The 17,911-nt window shown below is 50.0% G+C and carries 17 protein-coding genes; 2 read left to right on the top strand and 15 right to left on the bottom strand.

Features of this window, described 5'->3' with window-relative positions:
- Positions 1-5: 5 nt before the first annotated feature.
- From POF51_RS06785 to POF51_RS06775, 3 genes are all read right to left on the bottom strand, one after another.
- A complete protein-coding gene (locus POF51_RS06785) occupies positions 6-521 on the bottom strand; it encodes a phage tail protein (RefSeq protein WP_069849538.1) in 516 nt (171 codons plus the stop codon).
- 54 nt (positions 522-575) lie between these two features.
- A complete protein-coding gene (locus POF51_RS06780; protein WP_069849540.1) occupies positions 576-1,052 on the bottom strand; it encodes a GNAT family N-acetyltransferase in 477 nt (158 codons plus the stop codon).
- A 271-nt stretch (positions 1,053-1,323) separates the two neighbouring features.
- On the bottom strand, positions 1,324-2,433 hold the full coding sequence (locus POF51_RS06775; RefSeq protein WP_271754579.1) for a peptidoglycan-binding domain-containing protein: 1,110 nt from the start codon (positions 2,431-2,433) through the stop codon (positions 1,324-1,326).
- Positions 2,434-2,623: 190 nt separating this feature from the next.
- Here POF51_RS06775 and POF51_RS06770 point away from each other — a divergent pair, with 190 nt between their 5' ends.
- Both POF51_RS06770 and POF51_RS06765 read left to right on the top strand, forming a co-directional pair.
- The gene (locus POF51_RS06770) at positions 2,624-2,941 is read left to right on the top strand and encodes an ArsR/SmtB family transcription factor (protein ID WP_069849542.1); all 318 of its coding nucleotides are present in this window, start codon (positions 2,624-2,626) and stop codon (positions 2,939-2,941) included.
- A gap of 99 nt (positions 2,942-3,040) precedes the next feature.
- The gene (locus tag POF51_RS06765; RefSeq protein WP_069849544.1) at positions 3,041-4,138 is read left to right on the top strand and encodes a saccharopine dehydrogenase; all 1,098 of its coding nucleotides are present in this window, start codon (positions 3,041-3,043) and stop codon (positions 4,136-4,138) included.
- A gap of 33 nt (positions 4,139-4,171) precedes the next feature.
- Here the strand turns inward: POF51_RS06765 and pyrE are convergent, their stop codons facing one another.
- The 12 genes from pyrE to lspA all read right to left on the bottom strand — a co-directional run bounded on the left by pyrE (position 4,172) and on the right by lspA (position 17,885).
- Positions 4,172-4,810 carry an orotate phosphoribosyltransferase gene (pyrE, locus tag POF51_RS06760; RefSeq protein ID WP_069849546.1) on the bottom strand — a complete coding sequence of 213 codons (639 nt, stop codon included), beginning with the start codon at positions 4,808-4,810 and terminating at the stop codon, positions 4,172-4,174.
- A 27-nt stretch (positions 4,811-4,837) separates the two neighbouring features.
- Positions 4,838-5,575: an orotidine-5'-phosphate decarboxylase gene (gene pyrF, locus POF51_RS06755; RefSeq protein WP_069849548.1), complete on the bottom strand. Its 738-nt coding sequence runs from the start codon at positions 5,573-5,575 to the stop codon at positions 4,838-4,840.
- 15 nt (positions 5,576-5,590) lie between these two features.
- On the bottom strand, positions 5,591-8,803 hold the full coding sequence (gene carB / locus POF51_RS06750; RefSeq protein ID WP_069849550.1) for a carbamoyl-phosphate synthase large subunit: 3,213 nt from the start codon (positions 8,801-8,803) through the stop codon (positions 5,591-5,593).
- Positions 8,787-9,884 (bottom strand): carbamoyl phosphate synthase small subunit, encoded by a 1,098-nt coding sequence (locus tag POF51_RS06745; RefSeq protein ID WP_017249508.1) that lies wholly within the window; start codon positions 9,882-9,884, stop codon positions 8,787-8,789. Before POF51_RS06745 ends, carB begins: the two co-directional genes overlap by 17 nt.
- Positions 9,885-9,939: 55 nt before the next feature.
- A complete protein-coding gene (locus POF51_RS06740) occupies positions 9,940-11,220 on the bottom strand; it encodes a dihydroorotase (RefSeq protein WP_069849552.1) in 1,281 nt (426 codons plus the stop codon).
- Positions 11,187-12,128 (bottom strand): aspartate carbamoyltransferase catalytic subunit, encoded by a 942-nt coding sequence (locus tag POF51_RS06735; RefSeq protein WP_069849554.1) that lies wholly within the window; start codon positions 12,126-12,128, stop codon positions 11,187-11,189. Before POF51_RS06735 ends, POF51_RS06740 begins: the two co-directional genes overlap by 34 nt.
- Positions 12,129-12,295: 167 nt before the next feature.
- On the bottom strand, positions 12,296-13,654 hold the full coding sequence (locus tag POF51_RS06730) for a solute carrier family 23 protein (RefSeq protein WP_069849556.1): 1,359 nt from the start codon (positions 13,652-13,654) through the stop codon (positions 12,296-12,298).
- A 160-nt stretch (positions 13,655-13,814) separates the two neighbouring features.
- Positions 13,815-14,354, bottom strand: coding sequence for a bifunctional pyr operon transcriptional regulator/uracil phosphoribosyltransferase PyrR (gene pyrR, locus POF51_RS06725; protein ID WP_007728461.1), 540 nt, complete (start codon positions 14,352-14,354; stop codon positions 13,815-13,817).
- A 223-nt stretch (positions 14,355-14,577) separates the two neighbouring features.
- A complete protein-coding gene (locus POF51_RS06720) occupies positions 14,578-15,939 on the bottom strand; it encodes a hypothetical protein (protein ID WP_271754569.1) in 1,362 nt (453 codons plus the stop codon).
- A gap of 99 nt (positions 15,940-16,038) precedes the next feature.
- The gene (locus POF51_RS06715) at positions 16,039-16,440 is read right to left on the bottom strand and encodes a VOC family protein (protein WP_271754567.1); all 402 of its coding nucleotides are present in this window, start codon (positions 16,438-16,440) and stop codon (positions 16,039-16,041) included.
- A gap of 19 nt (positions 16,441-16,459) precedes the next feature.
- Complete coding sequence (locus POF51_RS06710; protein ID WP_017249514.1) at positions 16,460-17,389, bottom strand: RluA family pseudouridine synthase; 930 nt, start codon at positions 17,387-17,389, stop codon at positions 16,460-16,462.
- A 46-nt stretch (positions 17,390-17,435) separates the two neighbouring features.
- Positions 17,436-17,885, bottom strand: a complete 450-nt coding sequence (gene lspA, locus POF51_RS06705) for a signal peptidase II (protein ID WP_069849562.1) — start codon at positions 17,883-17,885, stop codon at positions 17,436-17,438.
- Positions 17,886-17,911: the final 26 nt, after the last annotated feature.

The following is a 17,911-nucleotide window of genomic DNA, read 5'->3' as shown; positions in this document are numbered from 1 at the left end:
GGCTGTTAATTTTGTGAAGGATAGATTCCGTACAGGGCGATGATGAAATTAATAACCGTAAACGGCATCAGGTTACTGTGTGGTTGATTCCCACCCACACTGCTCAAGCTGGACGGGTTCATTAATCCATCAGGTACATTCGCTGAATATTGCTGCGCATTTTTTGCCCATACAGCATTGGCAGGGCTGTTCTGCGTTCCTGGCTGCGATGATGCATGGACCGTATGCGTATGCGCGGGCAATTGTGAGACGGTTAAGGTGACTGATTCTACCCCGTTTTTTTCCCCTATCACGTAGGTAGTTCCTGTACTCGGATTTTTCCCTTGATTAAGCGGGATACGCCCCCGTAAATCAGGCAACGCAAAAGTCGTTTGTCCATCCCCGCCATATGTGGTTCCAATCAAACTAAACAGCGTGTCGTTTTCAGAAATAGATAAGATCTGTCCATTGCATAATGCCCATCCTTGTGGTGCATAATCTCCTCCAAACATCCTGATTTCTCCAAGAAATGGCTCTGCCATGTTGCTTCCTCCTTATGTAAAGTGGTTATTTCCGTTGTCGAACGAACAGATTGGTCATTTTTGCAAAAGGGACTGCCATTCCATTTGGATATACAGCCCCGTTGAGTCAGTTACGATGAAATGAAGTCGTTCATATAATCGAAAGGCGGGATTCCCTTGTACAACATGTAAACGGATTGGTAATTGGAAAGCTTGAGCCTCTTTTTGCAGATCGCCAATCATACCAGAACCAACACCCTGTCCCCGATAAGCAGGCAGCAAAGAAATATCTACGAGGTGCAGTGCATCTCCGCTCGCATCCGTGATCATCCGTCCGATAGGCTGCTCGGATCGAAGAATGATTTGATGCTTCTGAGCGGGAAACTGCATTTGGTAAGATTTCTGCTGCATGATAAACTGCGACTGTAAAAAAGCAAGCTTGTCCGCCTCACTCCAACCCCAAAGAGCCATTTCTTCGGTTCTCGTAGAACAGTACAATTCCCAAATAAATGCTTCGTCTTGCTCATATTCAAAAGGTCTGGTATGTACCATAATCCTCCTTGCATGCAATCGTTGTACTTTTCTGTCATTTGATCAGTTACCTGCTTGCATTCTTTCAGGCTGGATACGCTGACTTGTCTTTCCTATGTGTATCGCTCTTCCTCCTTCGAACTTTTTCTGATATCCCGGCTGATTAAATAGCAATCATCAATCATGATATCATTAGCTAAATTCCTTCTAACACTAACTAAAGTTAGCTCTTTTACATGAAAAACGCTTCGTCCCCATAAAAGAGGCGAAGCGTTTTATCTCCTGTGTACAGTTAGTCTTTTCCAGTACCTTCGTTATCCTCATTGTTCTTACCGTTGCCGCCTCCATTGCCATTGCTGCCACCGTTGCCGTTACCACCACCGTTGCCGTTACCACCACCGTTGCCATTGCTGCCACCGTTGCCGTTACCACCACCGTTGCCGTTGCCGCCTCCATTGCCTTTTCCACCACCGTTGCCGGTTCCGCCGCCGTTGCCTTTTCCACCACCGTTGCCGGTTCCGCCGCCGTTGCCGGTTCCACCGCCGTAGCCTTTACCTTGGCCTTCACCCGTTCCACCGCCGTAGCCTTTGCCTTGGCCCTCACCTGTTCCGCCACCGTAGCCTTTACCTTGGCCTTTACCTTGGCCTTCACCTGTTCCACCGCCGTAGCCTTTACCTTGGCCTTCACCTGTTCCACCGCCGTAGCCTTTACCTTGGCCTTCACCTGTTCCACCGCCGTAACCTTTGCCTTGACCTGCTCCGCCGCCCATTCCGCCACCTTGACCTGCTCCGCCGCCCATTCCGCCGCCCATGCCTCCGCCTTGACCTGCTCCGCCGCCCATGCCGCCACCTTGGCCTGCTCCGCCGCCCATTCCGCCGCCCATGCCTCCGCCTTGACCTGCTCCGCCGCCCATGCCGCCGCCTTGGCCTGCTCCACCACCGTGACCTTTGCCGCCACCTTGGCCTGCTCCGCCGCCCATTCCGCCACCTTGACCTGCTCCGCCGCCCATGCCGCCACCTTGGCCTGCTCCACCACCGTGACCTTTGCCGCCACCTTGACCGCGTTTTCCAGATTTGACACTATCATAGGAATAAACAATGCTTTGGAACGTACGATTATCTACATTTCCTGTAACCGGCAACCCGTGTTTTTTCTGATAATGCTTCACACCTCGTACGGTAACATCATCGTAGTATCCATTGATTTGACCCGAGTAACTACCTAATGATTTCAACATCCCCTGAATCACATAAATATCTGGCCCATGAGCACCTTTGCCCACAGCCTGTCCCGTATGAGGAAGGGAAAACATGAGTGTGGCAGACAAAAAAGCTGCACCGAGGATTTTCTTAACCTTCCCTGTTTTCATAAGAGAGCCCAAGCTCCCCGTTCCTTTTTTCATACGCAAGCACCTACCTTTACTTTTTTTGTAACCTCCCTTACTATTCCCTACTTTTCTTTCCTATTGCATCTGGCCAATCTCGCTTCCTCTTATTTTTTTGCTGATTGATCAACGTTTTTATGACTTGCAAAAATAAGGAAGAACCCATATACTTTGGTTTAAATGATTAAGTTTATTAACGGAGTGTGCAATGACGAATCCAACCTGCAATGAAAAAGCGGTTCAAATATTTATGGAGTTAAGTCCATACTTCCAAGGCTTGGGTGATCCGATTCGGCAGCAAATCGTAGCTCTTCTCATCGACAAGGAAAGCATGAACGTCACACAAATCGCCGAGCATATTCCCATGTCTAGACCTACGGTGTCTCATCACTTGAAAATATTAAAACAAGCGGGCCTAGTAAATGTTCAAAAGAAGGGAACAGAGATGTTTTATCGGCTTGAAATTACAGAAGCGATCAGGCTTTTTAAGCAATTGGTGACTTTCGTCGAAGAAGAGTGCAACTGAATTTGAACCGTCACGAAAAGGGACAGTGTGTCCCTGTTTTTCAAAACCATCCGTTAATAAACTTAAACGAATAAACATTTAATCAAAGGGGAAATCTAAATGAATATCACCAAAGTTTTAATTGTCGGCGGCTACGGAACGGTCGGGAGCCAAATTGCCAAGATCCTGCACGATCGCCACCCTACTCTCGAATTATTGCTGGGTGGAAGGTCTACGGGAAAGTCATTGCCTTTTACATCCGGTAGGCTAAAGCCTTTCCTCCTAGACATCTCCGAATCCGATCCTCTCGCCCATGCTCCTGATGATTTGACTTTGATTATTAGTGCAGTAAATGATCCTGATGACACTCTGCTTCTTGCCGCTGTTCGCCGACAGATTCCTCTGATTGACGTCACACGTTGGACAGAACGATTTACACGATCGATCGAACGCTTGAAGAATGAGAACATTGGCTCTCCAGTCATTCTCGCTTCAGGGTGGATGGGGGGAACTGTAGCACTTCTTGCAAGCATACATACAGCTTCCCTGCAAGATGTCCAGATACATCTTCACGCCCTTTATTCCCTTCAAGACAAAGCAGGTCCAGATTCCACCGACTATATGAATCGTATGACGATTCCTTTTGCCGTCACCACACCGACTGGCGTAAAAGAAGTGACACCCTTGTCAGATCCGTTACCCGTCACCTTTCCGAATGGGTACCATGCGAAATGCTATCGTCTTGACACACCCGATCACATGACGCTCGTGAAAGCCCAAAACGTAACTGCAGCTGATTTTCGTATCGCCTTCGACAATAAACTGTCTACTTTTGCCCTCGTTTCATTGGTGAAAAGCCGGATATGGAACCTGCTCAGCAAAAGCACACGTCAAAAAATACTGTACAATCCAGGTGCAGGGTCACCTCACCATGTTGTCATCCAATTAAATGGGCGCAATCAGCATGGCATGAACGTGAAACGCCAAATCGAGATCACTGATCCGAAAGGGCAGACTCACCTAACTGCTTTGGGAGCTGCCATTTTTGCACAACCAATCATTCGGCAAAACGAAAACTCAACTGTTACGCCCGGTATTCTTTTTCCAGAGGATTTCGGCCATTTCGAAATGACTGCCGATGATATACTCCAGTTCTATCGATCCGAAGGGGTCCAGATTGTGATCCACGACGAAACAAAAAAGAGTAGGACGGTTTGATCGCCGCCCTACTCTTCATCATGTATCCCTTCCTTATTCAAAAAAAGTACGCGGGGATTTCCGCCATTCGCCCAGTACTTTTTCCTGTTCACTTGTAATAACCCCTTGCTCTGAAGCTACTTCCAAAAGTGCTGTGTAATTCGATATGGTGGAGCAAGGAATGCCTGCATCCTCAAACAAGGCTTGGGCATCTGGGAATTGGTAGCTGAAAATGGCTACGACCCCCAGAACCTCTCCACCCTCAGCCTGCACAGCTTGCGCTGCTTTCAAGGAGCTGCCTCCTGTGGAAATCAGGTCTTCAATCACGACGACCTTTTGACCAGCCGCCAATGCGCCTTCAATCTGATTTTGGCGACCGTGGCCTTTTGCCTTGTCCCGTACGTAAATCATAGGCAGATCAAGCAGCTCTGCTACCCATGCAGCATGTGGAATACCCGCAGTTGCTGTTCCAGCAACAACTTGCGCATCTGGGTACTGCTCCTTGATCAAATCGGCAAATGCTCTCGCAATGGCACGGCGCACATCCGGATAGGACATCGTGATCCGGTTGTCGCAGTAGATCGGGGATTTGATCCCGGACGTCCATGTAAATGGTTGTTCCGGTCGCAAATGAACTGCCCCGATTTCGAGAAGGTTCGCTGCAATATGTTTAGCGGTTGTCATTGTCGTCATTTCACTTATTCCCTCCAGCTGGCTACTTTACGAACGATCTTTGTCCACTGCTGCGACGATACTTTTCCAGACACCTACCGGATCTTTTGCACCCGTAATCGCGCGTCCGATCACGAGGTAATCACTGCCCAAGCGAAATGCCTGTTCCGGCGTCGTGATGCGCGTCTGATCGCCTTGATCTGCTCCCAGTGGACGAATTCCTGGTGTTACGGTTACAAATGTGTCTCCAGCAGCTTTTTTGATCATCGGTACCTCTAGTGGAGAAGCAACTACCCCATCCAAACCAGCTTGCTTGGTCATCAGCGCATAGTGCACCACAACATCTTCTACATCACCTGGAATCGCCAATTCTTGATTCATCGTTTGCAAACCAGTAGATGTCAGCATCGTCACACCGATCAGGAGGGGACGAGCAGCACCTGCCGCTGTCCCTTGCTCCAAACCTTCTCTCGCTGCCGCCATCATGGCTACGCCGCCTGCCGCATGAACGTTTACCATGTCTGCTCCCAGACGCGCCAGGCTTCTCATCGCGCCTTTAGCTGTATTGGGAATATCGTGAACCTTCAAGTCGAGGAACACTTTGAGTCCTTTTTCCTTCAAGAAGGAAACGATCGCTGGACCTTCTGCGTAAGCGAGCTCCATCCCCACTTTTACATAGCGGATATGCCCCTGTAGCGGCTCGATGCACTTTTTGACTTCATCCAGTGTGGAAAAGTCGAGCGCAACAATCATGCGTTCGCGAATATCGGTTAGTTGTTGTTGCACGCTGCTCTCCCCTTTTTATACGGTTACTGCCACTTTGGCACCAGCACGCTGGGCTGGCATTGCTTCTGTAGAGAATGTGATCGTCTCCAGTACGTGCAGGAGAGCGGAAGCTGTATCGAGTGAAGTCAAGCATACGGCGCCGTTCTCTACTGCTTCCCGACGAATGCGGAAGCCGTCGCGTTGTGGCGTTTTGCCTTTTGTCAGTGTATTGAGTACGATGTTTGCTTCTCCTGTATGGATGACATCCAACAGGTTTGGCGTGCCCTCAGACAATTTGCTTACGCGTGTTACTTGCAGTCCCGCTTGCTCCAAATAATCGGCTGTGCCTGCGGTCGCCATCAGCTTGAAGCCGAGGTGGCGGAAGCGTTTCACGATGTCTAGCGCTTCTTCCTTGTCTTTATCAGCAACTGTCACGAGCAATGTGCCTTGTGTCGGGATATTCATGCCCGCTGCGACCAAGCCTTTGTACAATGCTTTTGCCAGTGTGCTCTCGCGTCCCATGACTTCTCCAGTCGATTTCATTTCAGGACCGAGCGTAATATCGACGCGACGCAGCTTTGCGAAGGAGAAGACTGGTACTTTGACAGAAACCATCGACTCCTCTGGATGGTAGCCTGGTGTAAAGCCTTGTTCGATGATCGAGTGACCAAGGATCGCTTTCGTTGCGATGTTTGCCATTGGAATCCCCGTTACTTTGGAGAGGAATGGCACCGTACGGGACGAACGCGGATTGACCTCGATTACGTATGGGCGGTCTTTATAGATGACGAACTGGATGTTGAGCAAGCCTTTGATTTGCAGGGCGCGCGCCAGCTTTGTCGTCATGTCAATCAGCTCTTCCTTGATCGCTTGGGACAAGGATTGCGGAGGATATACAGCGATAGAGTCACCGGAGTGCACCCCTGCGCGTTCGATATGCTCCATGATGCCTGGGATCAAAACATTTTCGCCGTCGCAGATCGCATCGACTTCCGCTTCTACCCCGACCATGTAACGGTCTACCAGTACAGGATGATCAGGATTTACCTTCACCGCTTTTTCCATGTACTCCAACAGTTCGGACTGGTTGTAGACGATTTCCATTGCACGCCCGCCAAGTACGTAGGATGGGCGAACCAGGACTGGGAAGCCAAGACCTTCAGCTGCCACTACTGCCTGCTCGACTGACGTAACCGTTTTGCCTGGTGGTTGGGCGATTTCCAGCTCGCGCAGCAGCGCTTCGAACTTCTCGCGGTTTTCCGCTGCGTCGATGTTTTCGAGACTCGTACCCAAGATTTTGATTCCACGTGCAGCCAGCTTGTCAGCCAGATTGATCGCGGTTTGTCCGCCGAATTGTACGATGACACCCTCTGGTTTTTCTACATCGAGAATGTTCATGACGTCTTCGATGTACAGCGGCTCGAAGTACAGGCGATCAGAAGTGTTGAAGTCTGTAGAAACGGTCTCCGGGTTGTTGTTGATGATCACTGCCTCATAGCCCGCTTCTCTCAGTGCCCAGACAGCGTGGACAGTCGCGTAGTCAAACTCGATTCCTTGACCGATGCGGATTGGTCCAGAACCCAGCACAACTACGCGCTTCTTGCCAGTCTCGATGCGCTCGTCTTCTACTTCATACGCGGAGTAGTAGTACGGTGTTTGCGCTTCGAATTCTGCCGCGCAAGTATCTACCATTTTATATACAGGTACAAAGCCTTTTTCTTTGCGCATCGCGTGTACCGCTTCTTCTGTCTCACCGCACAGCTCGGCAATTTTGCGGTCTGTGAAGCCCATGCGTTTTGCTTCGTACAGCTTCTCACTCGTCAAGCCTTTTGCCAGTTCCGCTTCAAAAGCAATCATTTTATGGAACTTATGCAGGAAGAACAAATCGATCTTGGTCAGGTTGTGCAGTTGTTCGATCGTCCAGCCACGACGCAGTGCTTCTGCCAGCAGGAAGAGGCGTTCGTCATCCGCGTGCACCAGTCGAGCTTTCAAATCTTCCTCGCTGATTTCGCCTGCTCCCTCGATCTCGATGTGATAGCTGCCGATTTCCAAGGAACGGATGGCTTTCATGATCGATTCTTCAAAAGTCCGACCGATCGCCATGACTTCTCCAGTCGCTTTCATTTGCGTACCGAGCTTGCGGTTTGCGGATTGGAACTTGTCGAATGGCCAGCGTGGGATTTTGCTGACGATGTAGTCCAGTGTTGGCTCGAAGCATGCGTATGTTTGGCCTGTCACCGGGTTTTTCAGTTCATCCAACGTGTAGCCGATTGCGATTTTGGCTGCCATCTTTGCGATTGGGTAGCCTGTTGCCTTGGAAGCCAGTGCAGAAGAGCGGCTCACACGCGGGTTCACTTCGATCACGTAGTATTGGAAGCTGTGCGGGTCGAGTGCGTATTGTACGTTGCAGCCACCCTCGATACCTAGTGCCCGGATGATGTTCAGTGCGGATGAGCGCAGCATTTGATATTCGCGATCAGCCAGTGTTTGGCTAGGTGCTACTACGATGGAGTCACCTGTATGCACGCCGACTGGGTCGATGTTTTCCATGTTGCAGACTACGATGCAGTTGTCGTTGGCATCGCGCATCACTTCGTACTCGATTTCTTTCATGCCGGCAATGCTTTTCTCGATCAAGCATTGCGTAATCGGGGAGTATTTCAATCCGCTTGCGACGATCTCGCGGAGGGTTTCTTCATCTTCACAAATTCCACCGCCTGTACCACCCAAGGTGTAGGCAGGACGAACGATGATGGGATAACCGATTTCGTTTGCAAAATCGACAGCTTCTACGACCGTGCTCACGATGACGGATTCAGGTACCGGCTCACCCAGTTCATTCATGAGAGAACGGAACAGGTCGCGGTCTTCTGCTTGTTTGATCGATTCCAGCTTGGTTCCGAGCAGCCTTACATTTTCTTGCTCGAGAACGCCTGCTTCTGAGAGGGCAACAGCCATGTTCAAGCCTGTTTGACCACCAAGTGTAGGCAACAGTCCATCCGGCTTCTCTTGACGAATGACGCGCGCTACGAATTCAGGTGTGATTGGCTCTATATATACTTTGTCCGCCATGTTTGTATCAGTCATGATGGTCGCCGGGTTGGAGTTGATCAGAACTACCTCCATGCCCTCTTCTTTTAACGCTTCGCATGCTTGCGTGCCCGCATAGTCAAACTCTGCAGCCTGCCCGATGACGATAGGTCCAGAGCCAATTACGAGGATTTTTTTCAGATTATCTTGTTTTGGCATGAGTTTTTTCCTCCTTAGCGGTTTCCATCATCGCAAGAAACTGGTCGAACAGGTAGCCGGAATCATACGGACCTGGAGCTGCTTCTGGATGGTACTGTACTGAGAATGCATTCTTCGCTGCATGACGTACGCCTTCGACGGTGCCATCATTGAGTGCGATATGTGTAACTTCCAGTTCCGTGCCTGCCAGTGAATCTTCTTTGACTGCATAGCTGTGGTTCTGGGATGTGATATATGTGCGTCCGGTTGGCAGCTCTTTTACTGGATGGTTGCCGCCACGGTGTCCGAATTTCATTTTCGTCGTGTCAGCGCCAGACGCTAGTGCGAACAGCTGGTGACCGAGGCAAATTCCGAACAGAGGATATTCACCCAAGATTTCGCGAATCATCTCTACAGCTTGCGGTACATCCTTCGGGTCCCCAGGGCCGTTGGACAAGAGAATCCCGTCTGGTTGAATGCGGCGAATCTCTTCTGCTGTCACATTGTAAGGCACGACTACTACGTCGCAATTGCGTTTGGTCAGCTCGCGCAAAATTCCGTGCTTCGCGCCGAAGTCTACCAGTGCTACCCGATGACCTGTACCTGGGCAGCTGAAGACGCTTTTCGTAGAAACACGTGATACTTGGTCTGTCATCAATGTCGTGCCGTTCAGGGCAGCAACCAATTCAGCCAACGGTGCTTCACTGGTTGTAATCATGCCCTTCATCGTGCCGTGGTAACGAATTTTTCTCGTCAGCATCCGGGTGTCGACTCCAGCAATACCTGGGATGTCGTATGTTTTCAGCAGTTCATCGAGTGTGTTCGTATTGCGCCAGTTGCTAGGCGCCTCGCAATGCTCGCGAACAACGAAGCCGTGAATGTATGGACGAACAGCTTCAAAGTCGTCTCGATTGATCCCGTAATTTCCGATTAGCGGGTATGTCATGGTGACGATCTGTCCGCAGTAGGATGGGTCGGACAAAACCTCCTGATAGCCAGTCAGCCCTGTATTGAAAACCACTTCCCCGTAGGACTCCTTTGTCGCTCCAAATGCTGTCCCGATAAATTCTGTTCCGTCTTCCAAGATCAATCTTGCACGCATCTATGCTCCTCCTCCATTGTCGTGTAAAAACTTGTGTCTCGTCTGTAAGTCGTTTTTACACGTTTTGATATACGATCTTCCCATCTACCAGCGTTAGGGTCGGCCAGCCTTTGCATGCCCAACCAGCAAATGGTGTGTTGATTCCTTTACTTGCGAATGTGCTTGGGTCGATTGTTTTTTCCGTTTCCAGATCAATCACAGTCAGGTCTGCTGGTGCGCCCACTTCCAGACGTCCGTATGGCAGTTTGAATGCTTCTGCTGGCTTCACGGTCAACAGCTCAACCAGCTTCTTCAAGGTCAGTTCTCCGTTTTGCACGAGATTTGTGTACAGGAGCGGGAATGCTGTCTCCAGTCCGACGATTCCGAATGGGGCTCGATTAATCCCGTTTGCTTTTTCCTCTTGGGTGTGTGGTGCATGGTCTGTGGCGATCATATCAATGGTGCCGTCTTTCAATCCCGCAATCAGTGCAGCACGATCCTCACGAGAGCGCAGCGGCGGGTTCATTTTCCAATTCGTATCCAGATTGTCCGGGATATCCTCATCGCACAGCAAGAGGTGATGCGGACTGACTTCACACGTTACATTTACGCCAGCTCGTTTCCCATCGCGTACCAGACGCACCGACTCTTTCGCGCTGATGTGGCATACGTGGTAGTGCACACCTGTCTGTTCTGCCAGCAAAATATCGCGACCAACGTGGATGGACTCTGACTCAGAAGGAATTCCAGGGAGTCCGTGGCGAGCTGCTACCACCCCGTCATGCAAGGCTGCTCCCGGGATCAACAGGTCTTCGTCCTCGCAGTGAGCGACGATTGCGATACCGAGCTCTGCTGCTTTTTGCATGGCCTTTTTCATCATCGCTGTTGATTGCACACCCACACCGTCATCCGTCAGCGCAAAGATCCCCGCTTCTTTTAACCCAGCGAAATCCGTCAGCTCTTTTCCCAATTGGCGAACGGTAATCGCACCATACGGGATCACGCGCGCCATACCAGCCTCGCTCGCTTTGTCCAAAATGTAGGTCACGGTCTCGACACTGTCGATGGATGGTCGTGTGTTCGGCATGCATGCTACTGTTGTAAATCCGCCTTGTACGGCTGCTTTTGCCCCTGTTTCGATCGTTTCTTTATGTTCGAAGCCTGGCTCACGCAGATGTACGTGCACATCGATGAGACCGGCGCTAATCATACCGCCGTGGCAATCGATCCATTCATGCCCCTCGCGATCGAGCGTTTCCCCCATCGCTGTGATTCTTCCCTTTTCCACCAATATTTCCATCGGGGTGAGTTCCCCCGCCTGATTTAGTACGTTGCCGTTGCCAAGGATGATTCCCATGTCATTTCGCTCCCTTTCAAAAGAGTTTCTAGAACTGCCATTCTTGCTGCGACTCCGTTGGTCACTTGGGTTTGAATCAAGGACGTTTCGCATTCTACCAAATCGGTATGAATCTCAACCCCGCGATTGACGGGTGCCGGATGCATGATAACTGCGCCGGACTTCATCATTTTGGCTCTTTCCAGAGTGAGCCCATGTGCCTTGTGATACTCTTCTTTCGATAGATAGAGGGATTCCGCATGGCGCTCCAGCTGAACGCGCAGCATCATGACCACATCTGCGGTTTGAACCGCTTCTTCCATTTCCACGATTTTGACACCTTGCGGGATATGCGCTGGCATCATCGTAGCAGGACCCGAGAGTAGCAGATTCACGCCGAGCTTCGGCAGCGCATGCAGGTGAGAACCGAGCACGCGGCTGTGGCGCAGGTCTCCCATGATCGCTACCGTGAGACCAGATAGCTTGCCAAACTGTCTTTTCATGGTCAAAAGATCGAGCAGGCATTGGGTCGGGTGCTCATTCGTTCCATCTCCCGCGTTGATCAGCTTCAGGTCTACGCTTTCTGCTAACTCTTGCAGCAGGCCTTCTTTCTTGGTGCGGATAACGGCTGCTTCCACGCCCATTGCTTCCAAGGTGCGGATCGTGTCATAGACCGTCTCGCCTTTTACGGTGGAGGAGGTTTCCGGAATGAAGTTCAAAACATGTGCGCCCAGTCGCTTTTGTGCTACTTCAAAAGAGAAGCGGGTTCTGGTACTGGCCTCGAAGAACAGATTCGCGACAAACCGTCCGTGCAGGATATCCGCTTGCTCAGTCGGTCTAGCAGCCCAATACTCTGCTCGCTCGAGGAGCTGGATGATCTGTTCTTTCGATAAGTCTTTGAGGCCAATCAGGTGCGCTACATTTTTCATCATGAATCCCTCCGGTTCATTTTGGTCAAAAGAAAAGCTTCTTTGCATCGCTTTGCATCTGGAGGCAAGCGAGACAAGAAGCTGGTTGGGTGCCTTTTTCGGGCAGCCTTAACAGCGTTCTATGCCTTGCCAGCCTCTCTGGACTGGATTTAAAGGATTGGGAACGTTTAGGCTATTTGTTTTTGTTCTTCCTGGTGCGCTTCGCCCATCGCGGACTCTTTTCCTGGAAGGATCAGGTGCAGAATAATTCCCAGGAAGGTAGAGAGAGCGATATTATCGATGGTCAGATCGTTCAGGAAAGCGATACCTGTACCTGCAAAACTGATTTTGTATCCGCCGATTCCCGTGACGAGGATGACCGCTGCGAGAATCATGTTGCGTTTGTCTGCAAAATTCACTTTGTGCTCGACGTACATCCGCAAGCCTTGTGCCGCGATGATACCGAACAGGATGATGGAGACACCACCAAGTACCGGCGTTGGAATCGTCATTAAAATGGCGCTAATCTTACCAGCGAAGGCGAACATGATTGCCAGTACAGCAGCCAGACCGATGACCACTCGGCTGTATACCTTAGTCATTGCAAGGACACCAATATTTTCTCCATACGTCGTTGCTGGCGGACCTCCCATGATGGCTGCCAGTGAGGTTGCCACCCCGTCTCCGAGCAAGCTGCGGTGCAGACCCGGATTTTTCATCAGATCGCGATCCATGACCTTGCTCGTTACCAGCAAGTGACCCAAATGCTCTGCCAGCGTGACAAAAGCGACTGGCGCGATGACCAGTGCTGCGATCCATGCAGAGCCGTCACCGATCACACTCATGACTTCGGTAAATTTGAAGTGCTCCGTAAACATTTTTTGTGGCGTGATGAACCAGTCTGCTTCTACTACTTTTTGAAAGTTAATCAGATCAGGGTGACGCAGCAGCGTGTATACATAACCAGAAACCATTCCGATCAAGATGGGGATAAGACCAAGGAAACCGCGTAGCATGACCGCTGCTAGAACTGTTATGACCACGGTAACGAGCGAGATTTCAATCGAAGTCAGTGACATTTGCGATTGACCGTCTACAGTGACTTTCGTCGCCATGTCTACTGCTACGCCAGCCAGGCTCAGACCGATCACAACGATGACGGATGCGATGACAACTGGTGGCAGTACCCGATCAAGCCATTTGACTCCTGCCTTCTTCACAATTCCGGCGACGATGATGTACACAATCCCGGAGAGGAAGCAGCCTAAGAGTGCCGTCCCTACACCATGCGATTGACTCACGACGATAATCGGACCGATGAAGGCGAAGGAAGAACCGAGATAGTTCGGAAGCTTTCCTTTGGTGATCCACAGAAACAGAAGTGTCCCGATCCCGCTCGCCAAGAGGGCCGTTGCAACATCCAGACCCGTCAAGATCGGTACGAGTACAGTCGAGCCGAACATCGCGAACAAGTGTTGAATACTAAGTGGCAGCAATCGCGAAATATGTGGTGTTTCGTCTACATCGATGTAATTTTTTTGGCTCATGCCTGTATGCCCCCTGTTTTGTCTTTCATTCAAAAAGCTTTTTTTATACAAAAAACCTCTTTGTGCGGACACAAAGAGGCTAGCTTCACCATGCTCATGGGAAGTTTCTTGCCTCTTGCCGACCTCACGGGATCGTTTTTAAAGAGGAGTTCTTTTATTTTTACAGTAGCTGTCGGATGGACACAATGTCCATAACGTCCACTTCTGCCAATTGTACATCGACAATTTCCGTTCGAGCAGTTGGGAGGTTTTTTCCGACGAAATCAGGGCGAATTGGTAGCTCGCGATGACCGCGATCAACCAGAACAGCCAGTTGAATCATCCGAGGGCGACCGTTGTCAATCAGTGCATCCAATGCGGCACGCACTGTTCTTCCCGTGTAGAGAACATCATCCACCAGAATCACAGTCTTGCCCGTGATTTGATCTGGGAGCTTGGAGCCTTGCAAAATGGCATCTTCGGACTTGTGTTGCAGATCGTCACGATAGAACGTAATGTCCAGCTCACCGACTGGGACTTTCACATTTTCAATCATTTCGATTCTTTCCACAAGACGCTGCGCGAGGTAGATCCCTCTGGTCTTGATGCCCACGATAATGAGATCTTCGACACCTTTGTTTCGCTCGATAATTTCATGTGCGATTCGAGTGAGCGCGCGGCGGATTGCGGCTTCATCCATAATGACGCTTTTGTTGATCATCTCAATATCCCCCTTCTCGACGGGAACAGTGGACCTTACGAAAAAAGGCTCCTTGTCAGGAGACAAGAAGCCCTCGGACAAACTGACCGGACTGTAAGAGTCCCGCCTGCTTGTCATTCCGTGCCCTTGCCAGCCTCACTGGACTGGATTAAAAGGTTCCATTCGTCATGTAGAATTATGTCACGATTCTGGACGGGTGTCAATGCAGCCCGGAAAAGTCTAACTATTCCCAATAGACGCTGACCCACGGTGGCAAATAGTTCGCATAATAACCAATGTCCCCTGTAATGTCTTTGATCAGCTCGACTTGTTTGTCCGCATCCTCACCTATTCCTTGGATAAACAGGGAGCCATGCTCCGCTCGATCCAAACGCAAGAAAAGGAGCTGTTTCCCATCTGGAGATGGCGCAGGATAGTAGTCGGCTGTATTCGCTGACCCTTTTGTCACCTGCTGCTCTGCTCCATCTGCGGATCGCCGCCAGATGCCTTGTTCCGGTACCATGACCTTCTTTGGATCGTATGAATACGCTGTAGCCAAGCCTCTGGTGAAAAGCAGTGTGTATGGAGCTTTTGGAATCCATACTGGATAAGTGTCTACCACCACTGGACCAGGGCTGACTGTTTTGACCTTTCCTGCTCGATCCGCCAGCTTCAACTGCTTGTTAGTCGTGGTGATCCGGTCAGTGCCATCGACAAAAGCGAGCTGGTCGCTATTTGGTGTCCAAGCAAGCCAATCATGATAAGCCAATCCTGTACCGAGTTCTATTGGCTTTTTGGCAGGCTGTGTCAAATCAAACCATTGAATAGGTACGCCATCAGCAGACAAGGACCCGGAGTTATACCTGACAAAGTAGGCAACAGCCTTCCCATCTGGGGATACTTTTAGGCCTGTCGCCGCCCATGGGTAGATACCTTCCTCCACTTTTGGCGGTTCCTCAATCGGGTAGGCAGCCAACGGTTTACCTGCAAGCGTGCGCAAGGCCAGCGTCATCGGCTTATTTTTTTCAGCGGGTAGCGAGACAAGCATGTTTTCCCCATCCGGCATCCAGGCAAAATCTGCGAAGTCAGCCTTCGTTGAACTTTGCAAGGCTACTTCTCCTTGATCATGAATTTCTTTTACAATCAGCAAAGGGCTTGGCGCTTCATTGCTGCCGATATTCACGGTGTATGCTAGCTTGTTCGCTTTCGGGGACCACTTTGGCATTTCAAAGACTGCTCGTTCGTCTACCTGCACTGTTTTGCTGCCATCCGCTCTGACGATCCACACGTAGCCTGGTGTCGAGTAATTGTCGTTGCCTTTGTATTTCACGAACAGGAGCCACTTGCCATCTGGCGACCAGCCTACGATCTGTGCATAGCCGTCCTTGGTGATTTGCTTTATTTTTCCTGATGCATCCCGTCCATCTACCAAAAACAAATGCTGGTTGCTCGTAAATGCAATTTTTGCCGGAACGCTTATTTCCTTGTTCACACGCTCTGGCTGTTGGTTTTGGGCTGACACCTTTACTTCACCGTTTGCCGTGACAAGTACAACCAAAAGGACAAAAAGACTGATCAGCTTCCCCCATTTTCCGATCACAAGCATTCACTCCTTACACGCTCTATTGAATGATGAAAAAAACGCCAGAAGAAAGTAATAAGCTCTCTACTAGCGTTTTCCAATCCAACTGCCATTATGTAAGTGTCATAGGAAGACTGGCTGCAACAACAAAAAACGATTGCCATACAGATCCTCGAAAATAACCTCAATGCCATACATCACTTCGTTTGGTTCACTCACAAAATTCACGCCGCGTTGGCGCAGTGTTTCGTATGTGGACCCAAAATCATCCGTCTCCCAAACCCACATTGGATTTTTGCCGACCTGACGAAGCATTTCCTGCGCAACTTCTTCCCGATGCCAATGGGTAGGGTCATGCAATACGATCTCTATCTCCTGCCCAGGAAGGCCGACGGTGAGCCAACGAGAACCATCATCCATCCGAGAATCCATGCGTTTTTCGAAACCGAGTTTTTCCGTGTAAAACCGCAATGCCTCTTCACAATCGTGAACGTACAGCGTCACATGCGCTAATCTTTTTAGCACGGCTATTCCTCCTGTTCGCTTACGCTTGTCTGAGAACCTCGATGGCGTCAAGCATTTCCTTCGGCATTGGCGCTTCGAATTCGAGCTGCTCTCCTGTACGGGGATGGATAAAGCCGAGTGTTTTCGCATGCAGAGCTTGTCCATCGAGCTCCAATGTATTTTTCGGACCGTATTTTGGATCGCCCGCCAGTGGATAGCCAATATACTTCATGTGTACGCGAATTTGATGGGTACGTCCTGTTTCGAGTTTCAATTCCACCAACGTGTACTCTTTGAAGCGCTCCAGCACGATAAAATGCGTCACAGCCGGCTTGCTGTTTTCAAAAACAACCGCCATTTGCTGGCGATTTTTCGGATCGCGCCCGATTGGTGCTTCAATCGTTCCCATTTCATGCGGGATGACACCATGAACAATCGCGACATACTTCCGATTGACCGTATGTGCTTTTAATTGTTCAGCCAAACCCATGTGTGCCTTGTCGTTTTTGGCTACCATCAACAGGCCGGATGTATCCTTGTCAATGCGATGAACAATTCCTGGACGCAAAACACCATTGATTCCGGACAAATCCTTGCAATGTGCCAAAAGCCCATTGACGAGTGTCCCACTGTAATGACCAGGAGCAGGATGCACGACGAGGCCACGTGGTTTAGTCACGACCACGACATCGCTATCCTCGTATACAATATCCAAGGACATTTCCTCTGGCTGGATTGCCATTTCCTTTGGCGGCGGAACACGGAGGGTTACTTCGTCCTCTGCCTGCAGCTTGTAGTTGTTTTTGATCGGTTCACCATTTACAGTGACACGGCCTTCCTTCACCCAAGCCTGCACCTGTGATCGGGACCAATCTTCATTTTGCAGCGTGATAAACTTGTCGATGCGCTCGCTCGTATCCGCTGGCTCTACCGTCCAATCGTAACGTTCAAACAATTGCGTGTCATTCATGTAATTTTCTCCACCTATCCGAGCTTTCCCACTATTATTCTCATAACTATCTGTTTTTCTTCCCATCCAGAAAAACATCGAGAAGCAAAATCCCCACACCAATCGTGATCGCCATATCAGCCACGTTAAAGATCGGGAAGTTAATCAACGTAAAATCGAGAAAATCTACAACTTGACCAGTCGTCGCACGATCAATGAAATTCCCGACGGCTCCACCCAAGACCAATGACAGCGCCAACGATGCACGAGGTTGGTTTTTTCTCAAGCGAATCAAGGAAATGACAATCCCAATCACAACGACAACGGTAATGACAATAAAAAACCAACGTCGATTTTGCAGGATGCCAAACGCCGCTCCCATGTTTCGATGGGAAGTGAGATGAAATACGTCCGCGATCAAAGGAATGGATTCTCCCAGTTCCATATACTTCACGACTAAATACTTTGTAAACTGATCAAGCGCAATAATTACTGCCGCAATGAGATAGTACAACAATGGAATGTCCTCCTTATTCTGCTTCG

The organism is Brevibacillus sp. AG (assembly GCF_028369215.1).
Classification (GTDB): domain Bacteria; phylum Bacillota; class Bacilli; order Brevibacillales; family Brevibacillaceae; genus Brevibacillus; species Brevibacillus porteri.
This window is presented reverse-complemented; position numbering and strand designations above follow the sequence as displayed.